The following is a 16,509-nucleotide window of genomic DNA, read 5'->3' as shown; positions in this document are numbered from 1 at the left end:
GGTTCTCAAGAATGAGTCAAACCCTCTCTGCTTCAACGCTCCTGGCCGTGCCGCTGGCTCCGCTGGCGGGCGCCTTGCTGGCCGGCATCTTCGGTACGACCTTTGGTGGTAACTGGATTGGCCGCCGCCTGAGCCACACCCTGACCATCCTGGGCGTGCTCGTGGCCTTCGTCCTGTCGGCCATGACGCTCAAGAGTGTTGCGCTGGATGGCGCCCGTTTCAACGAAACGCTGTACACCTGGATGGTGGTCGGCGGCCTCAAGATGGAAGTCGGCTTCCTGATCGACAGCCTCACGGCCATGATGATGGTGGTGGTGACCTTCGTGTCGCTGATGGTGCACATCTACACGATCGGCTACATGGAAGAGGACGACGGCTACAACCGCTTCTTCGCGTACATCTCCCTGTTCACGTTCTCCATGCTCATGCTGGTCATGAGCAACAACCTGCTGCAGCTGTTCTTCGGCTGGGAAGCCGTGGGCTTGGTGTCCTACCTGCTGATCGGTTTCTGGTTCAACAAGCCCAGCGCGATCTTCGCCAACATGAAGGCCTTCCTGGTCAACCGCGTGGGGGACTTCGGCTTCATCCTGGGCATCGGCCTCATCGCGGCCTACGCAGGCACGCTGAACTACGGCGAAGTGTTTGCCAAGTCGGGTGAGCTCGGCGGCCTGGCTTTCCCCGGCACCGACTGGATGCTGATCACCGTGATCTGCATCTGCCTGTTCATCGGTGCGATGGGCAAGTCCGCCCAGTTCCCGCTGCACGTCTGGCTGCCCGACTCGATGGAAGGCCCGACCCCCATCTCGGCACTGATCCACGCGGCCACCATGGTGACGGCCGGCATCTTCATGGTCGCGCGCATGTCGCCCCTGTTCGAGCTGTCGGATACCGCCCTGAACTTCATCCTGGTGATCGGGGCCATCACGGCGCTGTTCATGGGTTTCCTGGGCATCATCCAGAACGACATCAAGCGCGTGGTGGCCTACTCCACGCTGTCGCAGCTCGGGTACATGACCGTGGCGCTGGGTGCGTCGGCCTATTCGGTCGCCGTGTTCCACCTGATGACCCACGCGTTCTTCAAGGCGCTGCTGTTCCTCGGCGCCGGCTCGGTCATCATGGGCATGCACCACAACCAGGACATCCGCTGGATGGGCGGCGTGCGCAAGTACATGCCCATCACCTGGATCACCTCGCTGCTGGGTTCGCTCGCGCTGATCGGCACCCCGCTGTTCGCGGGCTTCTATTCCAAGGACAGCATCATCGAGGCGGTCCATTTCAGCCATCTGCCCGCGGCCGGTTTTGCGCACTTCGCCGTGCTGGCGGGTGTATTCATCACGGCGTTCTATTCGTTCCGCATGTACTTCCTGGTTTTCCATGGCAAGGAGCGTTACGACCAGAATCCTGATGCGCACCATGATGACCACCATGGCCATGACGATCACCATCACGAGCCCCACGAATCGCCCTGGGTGGTGACCGTGCCTCTGGTGCTGCTGGCCATTCCGTCGGTGGTGGTGGGTTTCATGTTCATCCAGCCCATGCTGTTCGGCGACTTCTTCAAGAACGTGATCTTTGTCGATGCGGTCAAGCATCCGGCCATGGCGAAACTGGCTGAAATTTTCCACGGTCCGGTGGCCATGGCGGTGCACGGACTGCAGACCGCGCCGTTCTGGCTGGCGCTCGCTGGCGTGGTTGCTTCGTACTACATGTACATGGTCAACCCCGCGCTCCCGGCCGGCATCAAGGCCCGCGTGCAGCCCCTGTACACGCTGCTGGAGAACAAGTACTACCTCGACTGGATCAACGAGAACATCCTGGCGCGCGGCGCGCGTGCCCTGGGCGTCGGCCTGTGGAAGGGTGGCGATCAGGCCATCATCGACGGGGCCCTCGTGAATGGCTCCTGGAAGCTGGTGCGCGGGGTTTCCGGCATCGTCCGCTGGATGCAGTCGGGCTTCATCTTCCACTATGCGCTGGTGATGATTCTGGGTGTCTTCGCATTGATGACCTGGTTTGTCTGGGGCGATGCTTTCTTGCAGCTCATCAAATAAGGAAAACAACAAATGGGTCTGTTGAGTCTTGCAATCTGGACACCGATTGCCTTCGGTGTGCTGCTGCTGGCCATTGGGCGGGATGAGCATGCCCGCGCGGTGCGGTGGCTGGCGCTGGTCGGGGCCGTGATCGGCTTCCTGGTGACCTTGCCCCTGTACGATGGCTTCAAGCTGGGCACGGCGGCGATGCAGTTTGTCGAGAAGGCCGCCTGGATCGAGCGCTTCAATGTCCACTACCACCTGGGCGTGGATGGCATTTCGTTCTGGTTCGTGCCGCTGACGGCTTTCATCACCGTCATCGTGGTGGTGGCTTCCTGGGAATCCATCACCGAGCGCGTGAACCAGTACATGGGCGCGTTCCTGATCCTGTCAGGCCTCATGGTCGGAGTGTTCACGGCGCTGGACGGCATGCTGTTCTACGTGTTCTTCGAAGCCACGCTGATCCCCATGTACCTGATCATCGGGATCTGGGGCGGCCCCAACAAGATCTACGCGGCGTTCAAGTTCTTCCTGTACACGCTGCTTGGCTCGCTGCTGATGCTGATCGCGCTGATCTTCCTGTACAACCAGTCGGGTGGCAGCTTCGACATCGCGACGTGGCACCAGCTGCCATTGAGCGGCCGCGCGCAGACGCTGCTGTTCTTCGCCTTCTTCGCGGCCTTCGCCGTGAAGGTGCCCATGTGGCCAGTGCATACCTGGCTGCCCGATGTGCACGTGGAAGCCCCCACCGGCGGCTCGGCCGTGCTGGCCGCCATCATGCTCAAGCTCGGTGCCTACGGTTTCCTGCGGTTTTCGATGCCCATCGCTCCCGACGCTTCGCGCGAATGGGCGTGGCTGATGATCGCGCTGTCGCTGATCGCGGTGATCTATGTGGGCCTGGTGGCCATGGTCCAGAAGGACATGAAGAAGCTGGTGGCCTACTCGTCAGTGGCGCACATGGGATTCGTGACCCTGGGTTTTTTCATCTTCAACGACCTGGGCGTCTCCGGCGGCCTGGTGCAGATGATTGCCCACGGCTTCGTCTCGGGTGCCATGTTCCTGTCCATCGGCGTGCTGTACGACCGCGTGCACTCGCGTGAAATCGCGGCCTACGGTGGCGTGGTCAACACCATGCCCAACTTCACGGCCTTCGCGCTGCTGTTCGCCATGGCCAACTGCGGCCTTCCGGGCACCGCCGGTTTCGTCGGCGAATGGATGGTGATCCTGGGGGCCGTCAAGGCCAACTTCTGGATCGGCATGGCAGCCGCCACGGCGTTGATTTTTGGCGCCGCCTACACGCTGTGGATGTTCAAGCGGGTGTACCTGGGACCTGTCGGCAACGACAACGTCAAGGGCCTCACCGATATCGACAGCCGCGAGTTCCTGGTGCTTGCACTGCTGGGCATCGCCGTGCTGGCCATGGGCTTGTACCCGCGCCCCTTCACCGATGTGATGGACACCTCGGTGGCCGAACTGCTCAAGCATGTCGCGCTGTCCAAGCTGAACTGACCAGACTGAACTGAGAGATTCGAGATGATTGACAACATCAGCTGGCTCGCGATTTACCCCGAAATCGTGCTATTGACCATGGCCTGCGTGATCGCGCTGGTCGATCTGGGCGTGCACAGCGCACGCCGCACGGGCACCTATGTGCTGACCCTGCTCACGCTGGCCGTGGTGGCGGCATTGCAGGCCATGTACGCCAGCAGCGGCAACACCTTCTACGGCTTTGGCAACATGGTGGTCAGCGACGCCATGGGCAACTGGCTCAAGTGCTTTGCCACCGTGGCGATGATGATCACGCTGGTCTACGGCCGTCCCTATGCGGCGGACCGCGGCATGATGCGCGGCGGCGAGATGTTCACGCTGTCGATGTTTGCGCTGCTGGGCATGTTCATCATGATCTCGGGCAACAACTTCCTCGTGATCTACCTGGGCCTGGAACTCCTGACCCTGTCGAGCTACGCCCTGGTGGCCTTGCGCCGCGACAACGCCACGGCGACGGAAGCGGCGATGAAGTACTTCGTGCTCGGCGCCATGGCCAGCGGTTTCCTGCTGTACGGCCTGTCCATGATCTACGGTGCCACGGGTTCGCTCGACATCGGCCAGGTGTTCAAGGCGGTCAATTCGGGCCAGATCCGCCATCAGGTGCTGGTCTTCGGCCTGGTGTTCGTGGTGGCTGGCCTGGCTTTCAAGCTGGGCGTGGTGCCGTTCCACATGTGGATTCCCGATGTGTACCAGGGTGCCCCCACGGCCGTCACGCTCATGATCGGTGGCGCGCCCAAGCTGGCAGCCTTCGCGATCACGATCCGCCTGCTGGTGGACGGCCTGCTGCCCCTGGCCATCGACTGGCAGCAGATGCTCGCGGTGCTGGCCATCGGCTCGCTGCTCGTGGGCAACCTGGCCGCCATCGCGCAGACCAACCTCAAGCGCATGCTGGCCTACTCCACGATCTCGCAGATGGGCTTCGTGCTGCTGGGCCTGATGTCGGGTGTGGTGAATGGCAATGTGGATGCCACGGCCGTCGAGAACGCCTACAGCGCCTCCATGTTCTATGTGGTGACCTATGTGCTCACCACGCTGGCCGCGTTCGGCGTGATCCTGCTGCTGGCGCGCGAGGGCTTCGAGAGCGAAGAAATCTCGGACTTTGCGGGCCTGAACCAGCGCAGCCCCCTGTATGCGGGCGTGATGGCGGTCTGCCTGTTCTCCATGGCCGGCATTCCCCCGCTGGTGGGTTTCTACGCCAAGCTGGCGGTGCTGCAGGCGCTGGTGGCCTCCGGCCAGGGCCTGTACATCGCGATGGCGGTGTTCGCCGTGATGATGTCGCTGATTGGCGCCTTCTACTACCTGCGGGTGGTGAAGGTCATGTACTTCGACGCCCCGCTGACGGCTTCGAACGTATCGGCGCCCGTGGACGTCCGCGTGGTACTGACGCTCAACGGTGCACTTCTTCTGGTGCTGGGCCTTCTGCCCGGCGGTCTGATGGCGCTGTGCGCGGACGCTGTCGTGCGCGCGCTGGCGACCTGAGCGCCTCGCCGCTCTCGTTCGTTCCTGTGTCTCTTACCGGGTCCGTCTGGCTGGTCATCGTGGCGGCCTTCATCGCCGCCAACCTGCCGTTTGTGAACCACCGCTGGCTGGTGGTGGGGCCCGTTGCCGGGCAGCGCAAGCCGCTCGTCGGCCGGCTGGCTGAGCTCCTCCTGCTGTATGTCCTGGTCGGTGGCCTCGCGCTCTTGCTGGAGCGCCGCGCAGGGCAGATCGCGCCGCAAGGCTGGGAGTTCTATGCCATCACCGGGACGCTGTTTCTCACGCTGGCCTTTCCAGGTTTTGTCTACCGGTACCTGCTGCGCCGCCACGGGTGACGGCCGGCGCGTTCAGGTGTTGCCATGAAGGTGCTTGATCTCCAATGCCGGCTCGGCCATGTCTTTGAAGGCTGGTTTGGATCGGAGGATGATTTCCAGGGCCAGAAACAGCGCGGGCTGGTGCAATGCCCCCTGTGCGCGGATGCCCACATTGAAAAGCGTCTGAGCGCTCCGCGCTTGAATCTGGGCGCGCGAGATCCAGCCGCCACCACGCCCACCGTGACAACACCGTCTCCCGTGCCCGGAGCCGGAGGGGCGCCGGCCGATGCCGGCGTGCTTGCGCCCGCGCTGCAGGCCGCCTGGCTGGAGCTGGCCCGCAAGATCGTCGCCAGCACCGAGGATGTGGGAGGGCGTTTTGCCCAGGAAGCCCGCCGCATGCACCATGGCGAGGTGCAGGAGCGTGCGATTCGCGGTCAGGCCACCCCCGACGAGGCCCTGGAGTTGCTGGAGGAGGGCATTGCCGTCCTGCCCCTGGCATTGCCCGCGGCGTCCAAGGAAACCCTTCAATAGCCTTCCCGGCTGCCTGGCCGCCAACATGTTGTGGCCATTTTGGTCGCAAACGCTTGATGCGCAAGCGCAATAAGCTATTGTATTTATAGCGATTTCCCGAAGCCTGCGAAGCTCCGCCCGTGCCCCCGGGCGCCCGGTGCTACACCGTGAACTGCAATGCCGCCAGGCGGGCATAGACGCCGCCTTGCGCCAGCAGGGCCGTGTGGGTGCCCTGCTCGACGATGCGCCCATGGTCCAGTACCACGATGCGGTCCGCGTTCTGCACGGTGGCCAGCCGGTGGGCAATGACCAGCGTGGTGCGACGGCCTGTGTGGCGCTGCATGGCGGTGTCCAGTGCCGCCTGGACCATGCGCTCGCTCTCGGCGTCCAGCGCGCTGGTGGCCTCGTCCAGCAGCAGCAGTGGCGGGTTCTTGAGCATGGCCCTGGCGATGGCAATGCGCTGGCGCTGGCCGCCTGACAGGCGCACGCCGCGCTCTCCCAGGAAGGTGGCATACCCTTGCGGCAGCGCGGTGATGAAGTCGTGCGCGAACGCGGCGCGCGTGGCGGCAACCACCTCCTCGTCCGTCGCGTCGGGGCGCCCATAGCGGATGTTGTCCATCGCGGAGGCCGAGAAAATCACCGCGTCCTGTGGCACGGTGCCCGTGTGCGAGCGCAGGGCCTTGAGCCGCAGCCTGCGGATGTCCACGCCATTGAGGCGGATGCGCCCCTGCGGGACGCCGTCGGCATCGGAGTCCACGTCGTAAAAGCGCTGCAGCAGCTGGAACACGGTGGTCTTGCCCGCGCCGCTGGCGCCCACCAGCGCCACCGTTTCGCCGGGCGCCAGGCGCAGGGAAAAGTCGTGCAGGGCGGGTTGATCGGGGCGCGAGGGGTAGTGGAACTGCACCTGCTCGAACTCCACCTCCAGGCCGCGCTCGGAGAGCGGAAGTTCCTGGGGCTCGTCCGGGTCCGCCACGGGGGAGCGGCTCCCCAGCAGCTCCATCAGCCGCTCCGTGGCGCCCGCGGCGCGCAGCAGGTCGCCGTAGACCTCGCCCAGCACTGCCACGGCGCCGGCCAGCAGGATCACGTACACCACGGTCTGCCCCAGATGGCCTGCGGTCATCTTGCCCGCCAGCACGGCCTCCGTGCCGCGGTACAGGCCCCACAGCAGCAGCGCGGCGTTGGCAATGATGATGAAGGCCACCAGAAGGGCCCGGGCACGGGTGCGCTTGATGGCGACCTGGAACGCATTTTCGGTGGCCTGCATGAAGCGGGCGGACTCGCGGGGCTCGGCCGCGTAGCTCTGCACCACCGGCACGGCGTTGAGCACTTCCGCCGCGATGGCGCTCGAGTCCGCCACCCGGTCCTGGCTGTCGCGCGACAGGCGCCGCACCCTGCGCCCGATCCACATGGTGGGCAGCACCACCAGCACAACGGCCAGCAGCACGACCGACATGACATAGGGATTGGTCCACACCAGCATGGCCAGCGCGCCCACGCCCATGACGGCATTGCGCAGGCCCATGGACAAGGACGAACCGACCACGGTCTGGACGAGCGTCGTGTCGGCGGTCAGGCGCGACAGCACTTCCCCGGTCTGCGTGGTTTCAAAAAACTGGGGGCTTTGGCGCAGCACATGGCTGTACACGGCGTCGCGCAGGTCCGCGGTCACGCGCTCGCCCAGCCAGCTCACCATGTAGAAGCGCGCGGCGGAGAACACCCCCAGCGCCACGGCCACGGCGAACAGGGCCTCGAAATGGTTGCGCAGCGCCATGGTCTGGGCCCCCTTGTCCGCGCTGACAAGGCCGCCGTCCACTAGGTTGCGCAAGGCCAGTGGAAACGCCAGGGTGGCGAGGGCCGCGAGCACCAGGAACACCACCGCCAACGCGATGCGGGCCCGGTACGGCCCCAAAAATGGAAGCAGGCCTGTCAGAGAGCGGGGCGCCCCGCGGGCGGGTTGGGAAGGGGTGGAAGCCATGGATGCAGTGTAGGTTCCCATCCCCGGTCCCCGCACGCGGCGGGGCAATCTCCCAGGCCACGGGAATGTTTGCCAGAAGCGCGCCGGGCGGCGGCGGGCTGCCCATCCGCAGCCCTGCGGGGCCCCCGACGCTGCAGGTTGTAAGTAAAAAGTCAGTGTCTTGCCGGACCGCGCCTGCCGGACAGAACCCTCGCCATGGGGCCTGCCGAGACGGCCAGGGCGGCAAAAAGCGCGATGGCGGAAGGGCGGGTGCCTCGCCCTGGATGGAGGCGGCGCGCATGCGCTTGCCTGGTGCGCCAGAAGGCATAGGCGTTTATACATAGGCATTAGTCCCAGTATCTACCGCAGGGTAGGGGGGCATACGATGCACTGCGACAAAAACGCACGCATGAAGTCCTTGCCGCAAGGCTTCTTCCCCCAGCACCCAACGGAGCGACCCAGGCGCAATGAGCGACGTCATTCTTGAAACCCACAGCCTGACCAAAGAGTTCAAGGGCTTCACCGCCGTCAGCGATGTGAACCTGGCCGTGCGCCGGGGTTCCATCCATGCGCTGATCGGTCCCAATGGCGCAGGCAAGACCACATGCTTCAACCTGCTGACAAAATTCCTCACGCCCACGTCGGGCACCATCCGCTTCAACGGGCACGACATCACCCGTGAGCAGCCCGCGCAGATCGCCCGGCGCGGCGTCATCCGCTCGTTCCAGATCTCGGCCGTGTTCCCGCACCTCACGCTGATGGAGAACGTGCGCCTGGGCCTGCAGCGCAAGCTGGGTACCTCATTTCACTTCTGGCGCAGCGAGCGCACCCTGCACCAGCTGGACGACCGGGCCATGCAGCTGCTGACCGAGGTGGGCCTGGAGGATCTGGCCGACGAGGTCACCGTGAACCTGCCGTACGGCCGCAAGCGCGCGCTGGAGATCGCCACCACGCTGGCCATGGAGCCCGAACTCATGCTGCTGGACGAACCCACGCAGGGCATGGGCCACGAGGACGTGGACCGCGTCACCCAGCTCATCAAGAAAGTCTCGGCCGGCCGCACCATCCTGATGGTGGAACACAACATGAAGGTGGTCTCCACCATCGCCGACCGCATCACGGTGCTGCAGCGCGGCGCCGTGCTGGCCGAAGGCCCGTACGCCGAGGTGTCCAACAACCCGCAAGTGATGGAAGCCTACATGGGCACCACCGATGGCCAACTGCAGGGAGCACATTGAGATGGCGACCACCGCATCCAAGACCCCTGCCCTTGAAATCAGCAACCTCGAGGCCTGGTACGGCGAGTCGCACGTGCTGCATGGCGTGGACATCGTCGTGCAACCCGGCGAGGTGGTCACGCTGCTGGGGCGCAACGGCGCGGGCCGCACCACCACCATGCGCGCGATCATGGGGCTGACCGGCGCGCGCAAGGGCTCGGTCAAGATCAACGGCGTCGAGACGATCCACATGCCCACGCACCGCATCGCCCACCTGGGCGTGGGCTACTGCCCGGAAGAGCGCGGCATCTTCTCCAGCCTGTCGTGCGAGGAAAACCTGCTGCTGCCGCCGGCGCTGAAGACCGGCACCCCCGGCATGTCGGTGCAGGAGATCTACGCCATGTTTCCGAACCTGGCCGAACGCAGGAACAGCCAGGGCACGCGCCTGTCGGGCGGCGAGCAGCAGATGCTGGCCGTGGCCCGCATCCTGCGCACGGGGGCCAACCTGCTGCTGCTGGACGAGATTTCCGAAGGCCTGGCGCCTGTCATCGTGCAGGCGCTGGCCCGCATGATCACCATGCTGCGCGAAAAGGGCTACACGGTGGTCATGGTGGAGCAGAACTTCCGCTTCGCCGCGCCGCTGGCCGACCGCTTCTACGTCATGGAGCACGGCCGCATCGTCGAGAAGTTCAGTGCGTCCGAGCTTGAGGCAAAGATGCCCGTGCTCACCGAACTGCTGGGCGTCTGAGCTGTCCAGGTGACCTCTTTCCCGTTTTCTTCCACCACACCCACAGGAGACAATCCATGAAGAACAAACTCAAAGTGCTGGCATTGATGCTGGGCGCAGCGGGCCTGGCCACCTCGGCCGCGCACGCGCAGGACAAGGTCAAGATCGGCTTCATCACCGACATGTCCAGCCTGTACGCCGACGTGGAGGGCAAGAACGGGGCCGTGGCCATCCAGATGGCCATCGACGACTTCGGCGGCAAGGTGCTGGGCATGCCCATCGAGCTGCTCACCGCGGACCACCAGAACAAGGCCGACATCGCGGCGTCCAAGGCGCGCGAGTGGATCGACACCCAGGGCCTGACCATGCTGTTTGGCGGAACCAATTCCGGCACGGCCCTCGCGTCCGCCAAGGTGGCCGCCGAGAAGAAGCGCGTGTACATCAACAACGGCGCCGCATCCTCCGCACTGACCAACGAGCAATGCAGCCCCTACACGGTGCACTACGCCTACGACACCGTGGCGCTGGCCAAGGGCACGGGTTCGGCCATCGTGGACACCGGGGGCAAGTCGTGGTACTTCCTCACCGCCGACTATGCATTCGGCCATGCGCTGGAGGCCGACACCAGCACGGTGGTCAAGGCCAAGGGCGGCACCGTGGTGGGCACCGTGCGCCATCCGCTCAACGCGTCGGACTTCTCGTCGTTCCTGTTGCAGGCGCAGAACTCCAAGGCGCAGATCCTGGGCCTGGCCAATGCCGGTGGCGACACCATCAACGCCATCAAGGCCGCCAAGGAATTCGGCATCGGCAAGAGCATGAAGCTCGCGGGCCTGCTGATCTTCATCAGCGACGTGCACAGCCTGGGGCTGCGCAACACCGAAGGCCTGCAGTTCACCACCAGCTGGTACTGGGACCTGAACGACGACACGCGCAAGTTCGCCGCACGCTTCTTTGAAAAGACCAAGCGCATGCCCGGCGAGATCCAGGCCGCCGACTACTCCGCCACCATGAACTACCTCAAGGCCGTGGAAGCAGCCAAGAGCATCGATGCCGACAAGGTCATGACGGCCTGGCGCGGCATGAAGATGAACGACTTCTTCGCGTCTGGCCAGCTGCGTCCCGATGGCCGCTACGTGCATGACATGTACCTCATGGAAGTGAAGAAGCCCGCCGAATCCACCAAGCCATGGGACTACTACAAGCTCATCAAGAAGCTGCCGGGCGACACGGTGTTCACCACCAAGGCAGAGAGCAAGTGCGCGCTCTGGAAGTAAACCGCTGAGAAAGAAAGAAGGCCCCGGGTGCGCGTGCGCGCGCCCAGGGCCGGTCCGGTGGCCCGCAGGGGCCTGCCTGACACCTCCTTTCCTCCCGACCTGAACCGTTCACCCCCACCTGCAGCTGCCTCCCATGGAAATCTTTGGTGTCTCATTGCCGGGCCTGTTGAGCCAGCTCCTCCTGGGGCTGGTCAACGGCTCGTTCTATGCCATTCTCAGCCTGGGGCTGGCCGTGATCTTCGGCCTGCTCAACGTCATCAACTTCGCCCACGGGGCGCTGTTCATGACGGGAGCCCTGATGACCTGGATGGCGATGAATTACTTCGGTATCAACTACTGGTGGATGCTGGTGCTGGCGCCGCTGGCGGTGGGGTTGTTCGGGGTGCTGATCGAGCGCCTGCTGCTGCGCTGGATCTACAAGCTCGATCACCTGTACGGCCTGCTGCTCACGCTGGGCCTCACGCTGCTGATCGAGGGGGTGTTCCGCTCGATCTATGGCGTCTCCGGACTGGGGTATGACACGCCCGAGCTGCTGGAGGGCGCGACCAACCTGGGTTTCATGATCATGCCGAACTACCGCGCCTGGGTGGTGGTGGCCTCGGTGGTCGTGTGTCTGGCCACCTGGTACGTGATCGAGAAGACCAAGCTCGGCGCGTACCTGCGCGCCGGCACCGAGAACCCGCGCCTGGTGGAGGCCTTCGGCATCAACGTGCCCGTGATGGTGACGCTGACCTATGCCTTCGGTGCCGCGCTGGCCGCGTTTGCCGGCGTGCTGGCGGCGCCGGTCTATCAGGTCACGCCGCTCATGGGGCAGAACCTCATCATCGTGGTCTTCGCCGTGGTGGTGATTGGCGGCATGGGCTCCATCATGGGCTCCATCCTCACCGGGCTGGGCCTGGGTGTCATCGAGGGCTTCACCAAGGTGTTCTACCCCGAAGCGTCCTCCACCGTGGTGTTCGTCATCATGGTCATCGTTCTCCTCATCCGCCCCGCCGGCCTGTTCGGCAAAGAAAAATAAGGGGCCGTCCGCATGAATACCAAGAACCTTGCCTCCATCGGCTACGGCCTGCTGCTGCTGGCCCTGATCGCCGCGCCCTTCCTTGGCGCCTATCCCGTCTTCGTGATGAAGCTGATGTGCTTCGCGCTGTTCGCTTCCGCGTTCAACCTGCTGCTGGGCTACACCGGCCTGCTGTCATTCGGCCATGCCGCCTTCCTGGGGGGCGCCGCCTACGTGGCCGGCCACGCCATCAAGGTCTGGGGCCTCACGCCCGAGATCGGCCTGCTGCTGGGCACGGCCGGTGGCGCGCTGCTGGGCCTGCTGTTCGGCTGGCTGGCCATCCGCCGCCAGGGCATCTACTTCTCGATGATCACGCTGGCACTGGCGCAGATGCTGTTCTTCGCCTGCCTGCAGGCGCCCTTCACCGGGGGCGAGGACGGCCTGCAGGGCGTGCCGCGCGGCAAGCTGTTTGGCATCATCAGCCTGCAGAGCGACCTGGTCATGTACTACGTGGCGCTGGTGATCGTGGTGCTGGCGTTCCTCGTCATCGTGCGCACCATCCATTCGCCGTTCGGCCAGGTGCTCAAGGGCATCAAGGAGAACGAGCCTCGCGCCATCTCGCTGGGCTACGACACGCACCGCTTCAAGCTGCTGGCCTTCGTGCTGTCGGCGGCGCTGGCAGGCCTGGCCGGTTCGCTCAAGACGCTGGTGCTGGGTTTCGCCACGCTGTCCGACGTGCACTGGACGGCTTCGGGCCAGGTCATCCTGATGACGCTCGTGGGGGGGCTGGGCACCCTGTCGGGCCCGCTGATCGGCTCGGCCGTGGTGGTGTTGCTGGAGAACAAGATCGGCGAATTCGGCAACCTGCTCGCTGCGCTGACCAGCGTGGAGTGGTTCAAGACCCTGGGCGAATCCGTCACCATGGTCACGGGGCTGATCTTCGTCGTTTGCGTGCTCGCCTTCCGCCGCGGCATCATGGGCGAGATCATCGCGTGGCTGGCGCAGCGCCGCTCGGGCAACTCCGCCAAGCACTGAGGCGATACGGCCGCCTGTGGCGGCCCTCCCATCCCCAGCCGCTGCCGCCGTCACAGGCGCAGCGGTTTTGCATATCCGGTCATCTCCAGGTAGCCCCGGCCCACGGGCAGGCCTGCGTGGTCCACCAGCTCGGACAAGCCTTCCCAGTAGATCGCGCCCGTCGATCCGCTGCTGTCCAGCTCCTGGTTGTCCAGCACGGTGCGCACTTCAAATGCGCCAGCGGGTGTTTGCACCCGCCATTGCACCGGATAGCGCGCGCCGCTGCGCGGGCTGCTCCACCACCGCTGCGGCGTGAACACCACGGACCGCGCGTCGAATGCCTGCACGGGCTGCCCTGGCGCGCGCAGCGATCCCCCCGCCCACAGCGCCGAGCCATCGGCACGCCGCAGGCGGAACGCGGTGAGCGCGCTGCCATCGTGCAGGTTCATCCCGATCCAGTCCCAGCCCTGGGCTTCGGGGTGCAGCAGGGCCTCGCTCCATTCGTGGTCCATCCAGGCGCGGCCGGTGCCGGGTGTGACATCCATGCGGCGGCCCCCCACCGTCAGGTGGCCGCTGACCGCCAGCTGCGGCTGGCTGTAGTAGTAGCTGGCCTGCGCCGCGCCAGGCCCCTTGCGCGACAGGCCTTGCTGGCCCTGCAGCAGCACGGGCTGGGTGCTGTCGAACTGCAGCTCCATGCCGAATTCACTGCCTGCGATCCGGGCCGTGTAGCGGCTGAGCGCCAGGTGGGGCTTGCCGTGCGCCATGTCGCTGCGCTCCAGCGTCCAGTCCTGCAGCCGGATGCGGGTATCGGCCTCGCTGGCCTGCGCCACGCCAAAACCCGTGCGTGCGATGCGCTGGTCGTGCACCAGACGCTGGCCCTGCACGTCCGTGACGGCGGCATGCGCGAACAGCAGCTGCTTGGCGGCAAACGCGGACTGCAGTGGCTGCGTGGCGTCCACCCGTGACCGAAAGAACGTGAGCTGAAATCCCCAGGGCTGGCCCCGCGCCTGCACATGCCCCGTGATGTACCACCACTCGGTGCGCAGCTCCGGGTGGCTGCCATGGTCACGCGGAAAGGCCAGCGTGCGGGCCGGCAGGGCGGATGCCGGACCGGGCAGCCAGCCCGCCGCCCCTCCCGCCAGCGCCATGCCCAGCGGCAGCTGCCTGACCAGCCACTGGCGGCGCGTGGCAGCGGGGCCGGTGGATGGCCCGGCAGGGCCCGGGGACAGGGCGGTGGAGGGCATGGTGCAGTGCGTGTCTGGCATCAGCCGATCAGGCCATCTACCTTCTGCTGCGCTGCCGAGCAATCGCCGAACGTGCGGTCTACCCATTCGGTGTCGAAATACGTGGGTAAATACCGCTCGCCCGCATCACACAGCAGCGACAGGATGGAGCCGCGCTCGCCCCGCTCGCGCATCTCGCTGGCCAGCGTGAGCATGGCCACAAAGTTGGTGCCGGTGGAGGGCCCCACGCGCCGCCCCAGTAGCTGCGACAGTGCGCGCATGGCGGCAATGGATTCGCAGTCCGTCACATCGATCATGCGGTCCACCAGCGTGCGGATGAAACTGGGCTCCACCCGTGGGCGCCCAATGCCTTCAATGCGGGATCCTGGCGCCGTCAGCTGCGCATCGCCCGTGCGGTGGTAGGCACTGAACACCGAACCCGCCGGGTCGGCCACGCACACCTGCGTGGCATGGCGCTGGTAGCGTACATAGCGGCCAATGGTGGCGCTGGTGCCGCCCGTGCCCGCGCCCACCACAATCCAGCGCGGTACCGAGTGCGGCTCGCGCGCCATCTGCGTGAACATGCTCTCGGCAATGTTGTTGTTGCCGCGCCAGTCTGTCGCGCGCTCGGCATAGGTGAACTGATCCATGTAGTGGCCGCCCGTCTCCTCGGCAATCACATGGGCCGCCTCATACACCGCTCCCGCGCTGTCCACAAAATGGCAACGCCCGCCATGGAACTCGATCTGCGCGACCTTCTCGGGCGAGGTGCTGCGCGGCATCACCGCCACAAACGGCAGCCCCAGCAGCCGCGCAAAGTAGGCTTCGCTCACCGCAGTGGAGCCACTGGACGACTCGACGATGGTCGAGCCTTCACGCACCCAGCCGTTGCACAGTGCATACAAGAAAAGCGACCGCGCCAGCCGGTGCTTCAGGCTGCCCGTGGGGTGGGTGGATTCGTCCTTGAGGTACAGGTCAATGCCATGCGCGGCAAACGCGGGCAGCCGCAGCGGGATCAGGTGCGTGTCGGCGCTGCGCTGGTAGTCGGCTTCGATGCGGGCGATGGCTTCGTGGAGCCAGCGGGAAGGAGGGGAGAGAGTCTGCATGCGAGCATTGTCGCAGCGCCTCCAGCCTGGGCCGCAGAGATGGTCACAGACCGTAGAAAACCTGATTTGCTTCGATGCGTTGGGCTTGGTCCGCCGGGTATCGGCGCTCGGCCAGCAGCCGCTGCAGCGCAGCACGACCCAGGTCTCGGTGGGGGGTGTAGAAGGCGCTGACGGCCAGCTCATCCAGTGCACGCCATGTGTACACCTGTGTATCCACAAAAAGAATGTCCGCAGGTTGCGGAATCTGTGATGCCTGCAGGGCAAACACGGTGGCCAGTGCATGTTCGGCCCGTTCGCGGTGATAGCGGGCCAGTTCGCAAAGGGGCTCAGCCCTCTGCGGGCGGGCCGCGTAGGCCGCCAGATAAGCATCGCGCACGGTGGCGGGTGGGGCCTGGTTGCGCTCACGCAGCACGGCGATCTGGAACAGGGCATACCAGCGCTCTTCGTCCCATCCCCCCATGTCGACCCGGCGCTGGTACCACAGCAGGCTGGGCTCGATCTTCCCGGCATCGCGGCAGCTCTGGGCCAGATAGAACACATTGCGCGTGTTCGTGGGGTCGTCCCGCACGGCCTGTTCCAGCAGCGCCATGTCACGCAGATAGGTCTCGGGGTCGCGCGCGCGGGCGCCATCGTGAGACACATGGATGACCGGTCCCTGCAGCGTCTGCCAGGGGCCGTGCTGCGCGGCGGTCAGGTACTCGTGCAGCACACCCTCCCAGCGCCAGCCGATGCGGGTGGCCACCAGGCTGTTGCGCTGATATTCCCAGCCGTCCATGTGGCAGGTCAGGGTGTATCCATCGGCCGTGAGTTCGGGCCAGGTGAACTGCGGCGGTACACGCAGCTGCTCATCGGCATCGATGAACAGCAGATAGGCCCCATGGGGGCGCGCCAGCTCGAGCGCCTCGTTGCGGTTGTGCGCGAAGTTCTTCCAGGGCCGTTCGTGCAGCGTGCCAGGCACGTCCTGCATGAACGCGCGGATGAGGTCCTGCGTGCCGTCGGTGGAGCCCGTGTCCACAATGACCCAGTGGTCCACCCAGGGCTTGACCGAGCCGAGGCACCGGGCGATGACCGGGGCCTCGTTCTTCACGATCATGTTCAGGCAGATGCGGGGGCTGCTCACCA

14 protein-coding genes are annotated in these 16,509 nt (G+C 65.3%); 10 read left to right on the top strand and 4 right to left on the bottom strand.

Annotated elements, in window-relative coordinates; genetic code table 11:
• Positions 1-11: 11 nt before the first annotated feature.
• The 5 genes from nuoL to AC07OD_RS04160 are packed head-to-tail and all read left to right on the top strand — an operon-like array spanning position 12 to position 5,896.
• On the top strand, positions 12-2,048 hold the full coding sequence (nuoL, locus tag AC07OD_RS04180) for an NADH-quinone oxidoreductase subunit L (RefSeq protein ID WP_369642956.1): 2,037 nt from the start codon (positions 12-14) through the stop codon (positions 2,046-2,048).
• A gap of 12 nt (positions 2,049-2,060) precedes the next feature.
• Entirely contained in the window at positions 2,061-3,536 is a 1,476-nt protein-coding gene (locus AC07OD_RS04175; RefSeq protein WP_492253606.1) for an NADH-quinone oxidoreductase subunit M, read from the top strand.
• 24 nt (positions 3,537-3,560) lie between these two features.
• The gene (nuoN, locus tag AC07OD_RS04170) at positions 3,561-5,054 is read left to right on the top strand and encodes an NADH-quinone oxidoreductase subunit NuoN (RefSeq protein WP_218295506.1); all 1,494 of its coding nucleotides are present in this window, start codon (positions 3,561-3,563) and stop codon (positions 5,052-5,054) included.
• 26 nt (positions 5,055-5,080) lie between these two features.
• A complete protein-coding gene (locus tag AC07OD_RS04165) occupies positions 5,081-5,386 on the top strand; it encodes a DUF2818 family protein (RefSeq protein WP_218340163.1) in 306 nt (101 codons plus the stop codon).
• A 24-nt stretch (positions 5,387-5,410) separates the two neighbouring features.
• Entirely contained in the window at positions 5,411-5,896 is a 486-nt protein-coding gene (locus AC07OD_RS04160; protein ID WP_494595290.1) for a DUF1178 family protein, read from the top strand.
• A gap of 139 nt (positions 5,897-6,035) precedes the next feature.
• On the opposite strand, the gene AC07OD_RS04155 is transcribed toward AC07OD_RS04160, so the two are convergent.
• The gene (locus AC07OD_RS04155) at positions 6,036-7,850 is read right to left on the bottom strand and encodes an ABC transporter transmembrane domain-containing protein (RefSeq protein WP_494595288.1); all 1,815 of its coding nucleotides are present in this window, start codon (positions 7,848-7,850) and stop codon (positions 6,036-6,038) included.
• 446 nt (positions 7,851-8,296) lie between these two features.
• Here AC07OD_RS04155 and AC07OD_RS04150 point away from each other — a divergent pair, with 446 nt between their 5' ends.
• The 5 genes from AC07OD_RS04150 (at position 8,297) to AC07OD_RS04130 (ending at position 13,079) form a co-directional block, all read left to right on the top strand.
• Positions 8,297-9,067: an ABC transporter ATP-binding protein gene (locus AC07OD_RS04150; RefSeq protein WP_218295502.1), complete on the top strand. Its 771-nt coding sequence runs from the start codon at positions 8,297-8,299 to the stop codon at positions 9,065-9,067.
• A gap of 1 nt (position 9,068) precedes the next feature.
• Positions 9,069-9,794, top strand: coding sequence for an ABC transporter ATP-binding protein (locus AC07OD_RS04145; RefSeq protein WP_218295501.1), 726 nt, complete (start codon positions 9,069-9,071; stop codon positions 9,792-9,794).
• 56 nt (positions 9,795-9,850) lie between these two features.
• Positions 9,851-11,047: an ABC transporter substrate-binding protein gene (locus AC07OD_RS04140; protein ID WP_218295500.1), complete on the top strand. Its 1,197-nt coding sequence runs from the start codon at positions 9,851-9,853 to the stop codon at positions 11,045-11,047.
• Positions 11,048-11,180: 133 nt separating this feature from the next.
• Positions 11,181-12,065, top strand: a complete 885-nt coding sequence (locus AC07OD_RS04135; RefSeq protein WP_218295499.1) for a branched-chain amino acid ABC transporter permease — start codon at positions 11,181-11,183, stop codon at positions 12,063-12,065.
• 12 nt (positions 12,066-12,077) lie between these two features.
• On the top strand, positions 12,078-13,079 hold the full coding sequence (locus tag AC07OD_RS04130; protein WP_218295498.1) for a branched-chain amino acid ABC transporter permease: 1,002 nt from the start codon (positions 12,078-12,080) through the stop codon (positions 13,077-13,079).
• Between the two features lie 50 nt (positions 13,080-13,129).
• Here AC07OD_RS04130 and AC07OD_RS04125 read toward each other — a convergent pair whose 3' ends face one another.
• Genes AC07OD_RS04125 through AC07OD_RS04115 form a run of 3 tightly spaced genes read right to left on the bottom strand, consistent with a single transcriptional unit; the run spans position 13,130 to position 16,480 of the window.
• The gene (locus tag AC07OD_RS04125) at positions 13,130-14,302 is read right to left on the bottom strand and encodes a lipocalin-like domain-containing protein (RefSeq protein ID WP_494595284.1); all 1,173 of its coding nucleotides are present in this window, start codon (positions 14,300-14,302) and stop codon (positions 13,130-13,132) included.
• A 20-nt stretch (positions 14,303-14,322) separates the two neighbouring features.
• On the bottom strand, positions 14,323-15,387 hold the full coding sequence (locus tag AC07OD_RS04120) for a PLP-dependent cysteine synthase family protein (protein WP_494595282.1): 1,065 nt from the start codon (positions 15,385-15,387) through the stop codon (positions 14,323-14,325).
• Positions 15,388-15,430: 43 nt separating this feature from the next.
• Complete coding sequence (locus tag AC07OD_RS04115) at positions 15,431-16,480, bottom strand: tetratricopeptide repeat-containing glycosyltransferase (protein ID WP_218295814.1); 1,050 nt, start codon at positions 16,478-16,480, stop codon at positions 15,431-15,433.
• Positions 16,481-16,509: the final 29 nt, after the last annotated feature.

Source organism: Acidovorax sp. GW821-FHT10E03 (assembly GCF_059415205.1).
Note: the sequence above shows the minus strand (reverse complement) of the source record. Positions and strands in the feature narration are given on the sequence as shown.

Excerpts from the sequence above, each read along its gene's own strand:
- AC07OD_RS04135 (WP_218295499.1), top strand. The coding sequence starts at position 11,181 with ATGGAAATCTTTGGTGTCTCATTGCCGGGCCTGTTGAGCCAGCTCCTC.
- AC07OD_RS04160 (WP_494595290.1), top strand. The coding sequence starts at position 5,411 with ATGAAGGTGCTTGATCTCCAATGCCGGCTCGGCCATGTCTTTGAAGGC.
- AC07OD_RS04120 (WP_494595282.1), bottom strand. The coding sequence starts at position 15,387 with ATGCAGACTCTCTCCCCTCCTTCCCGCTGGCTCCACGAAGCCATCGCC.
- AC07OD_RS04140 (WP_218295500.1), top strand. The coding sequence starts at position 9,851 with ATGAAGAACAAACTCAAAGTGCTGGCATTGATGCTGGGCGCAGCGGGC.
- AC07OD_RS04155 (WP_494595288.1), bottom strand. The coding sequence starts at position 7,850 with ATGGCTTCCACCCCTTCCCAACCCGCCCGCGGGGCGCCCCGCTCTCTG.
- AC07OD_RS04145 (WP_218295501.1), top strand. The coding sequence starts at position 9,069 with ATGGCGACCACCGCATCCAAGACCCCTGCCCTTGAAATCAGCAACCTC.
- AC07OD_RS04115 (WP_218295814.1), bottom strand. The coding sequence starts at position 16,480 with ATGATCGTGAAGAACGAGGCCCCGGTCATCGCCCGGTGCCTCGGCTCG.
- nuoN (WP_218295506.1), top strand. The coding sequence starts at position 3,561 with ATGATTGACAACATCAGCTGGCTCGCGATTTACCCCGAAATCGTGCTA.
- AC07OD_RS04125 (WP_494595284.1), bottom strand. The coding sequence starts at position 14,302 with ATGCCCTCCACCGCCCTGTCCCCGGGCCCTGCCGGGCCATCCACCGGC.
- AC07OD_RS04150 (WP_218295502.1), top strand. The coding sequence starts at position 8,297 with ATGAGCGACGTCATTCTTGAAACCCACAGCCTGACCAAAGAGTTCAAG.
- AC07OD_RS04175 (WP_492253606.1), top strand. The coding sequence starts at position 2,061 with ATGGGTCTGTTGAGTCTTGCAATCTGGACACCGATTGCCTTCGGTGTG.
- nuoL (WP_369642956.1), top strand. The coding sequence starts at position 12 with ATGAGTCAAACCCTCTCTGCTTCAACGCTCCTGGCCGTGCCGCTGGCT.
- AC07OD_RS04130 (WP_218295498.1), top strand. The coding sequence starts at position 12,078 with ATGAATACCAAGAACCTTGCCTCCATCGGCTACGGCCTGCTGCTGCTG.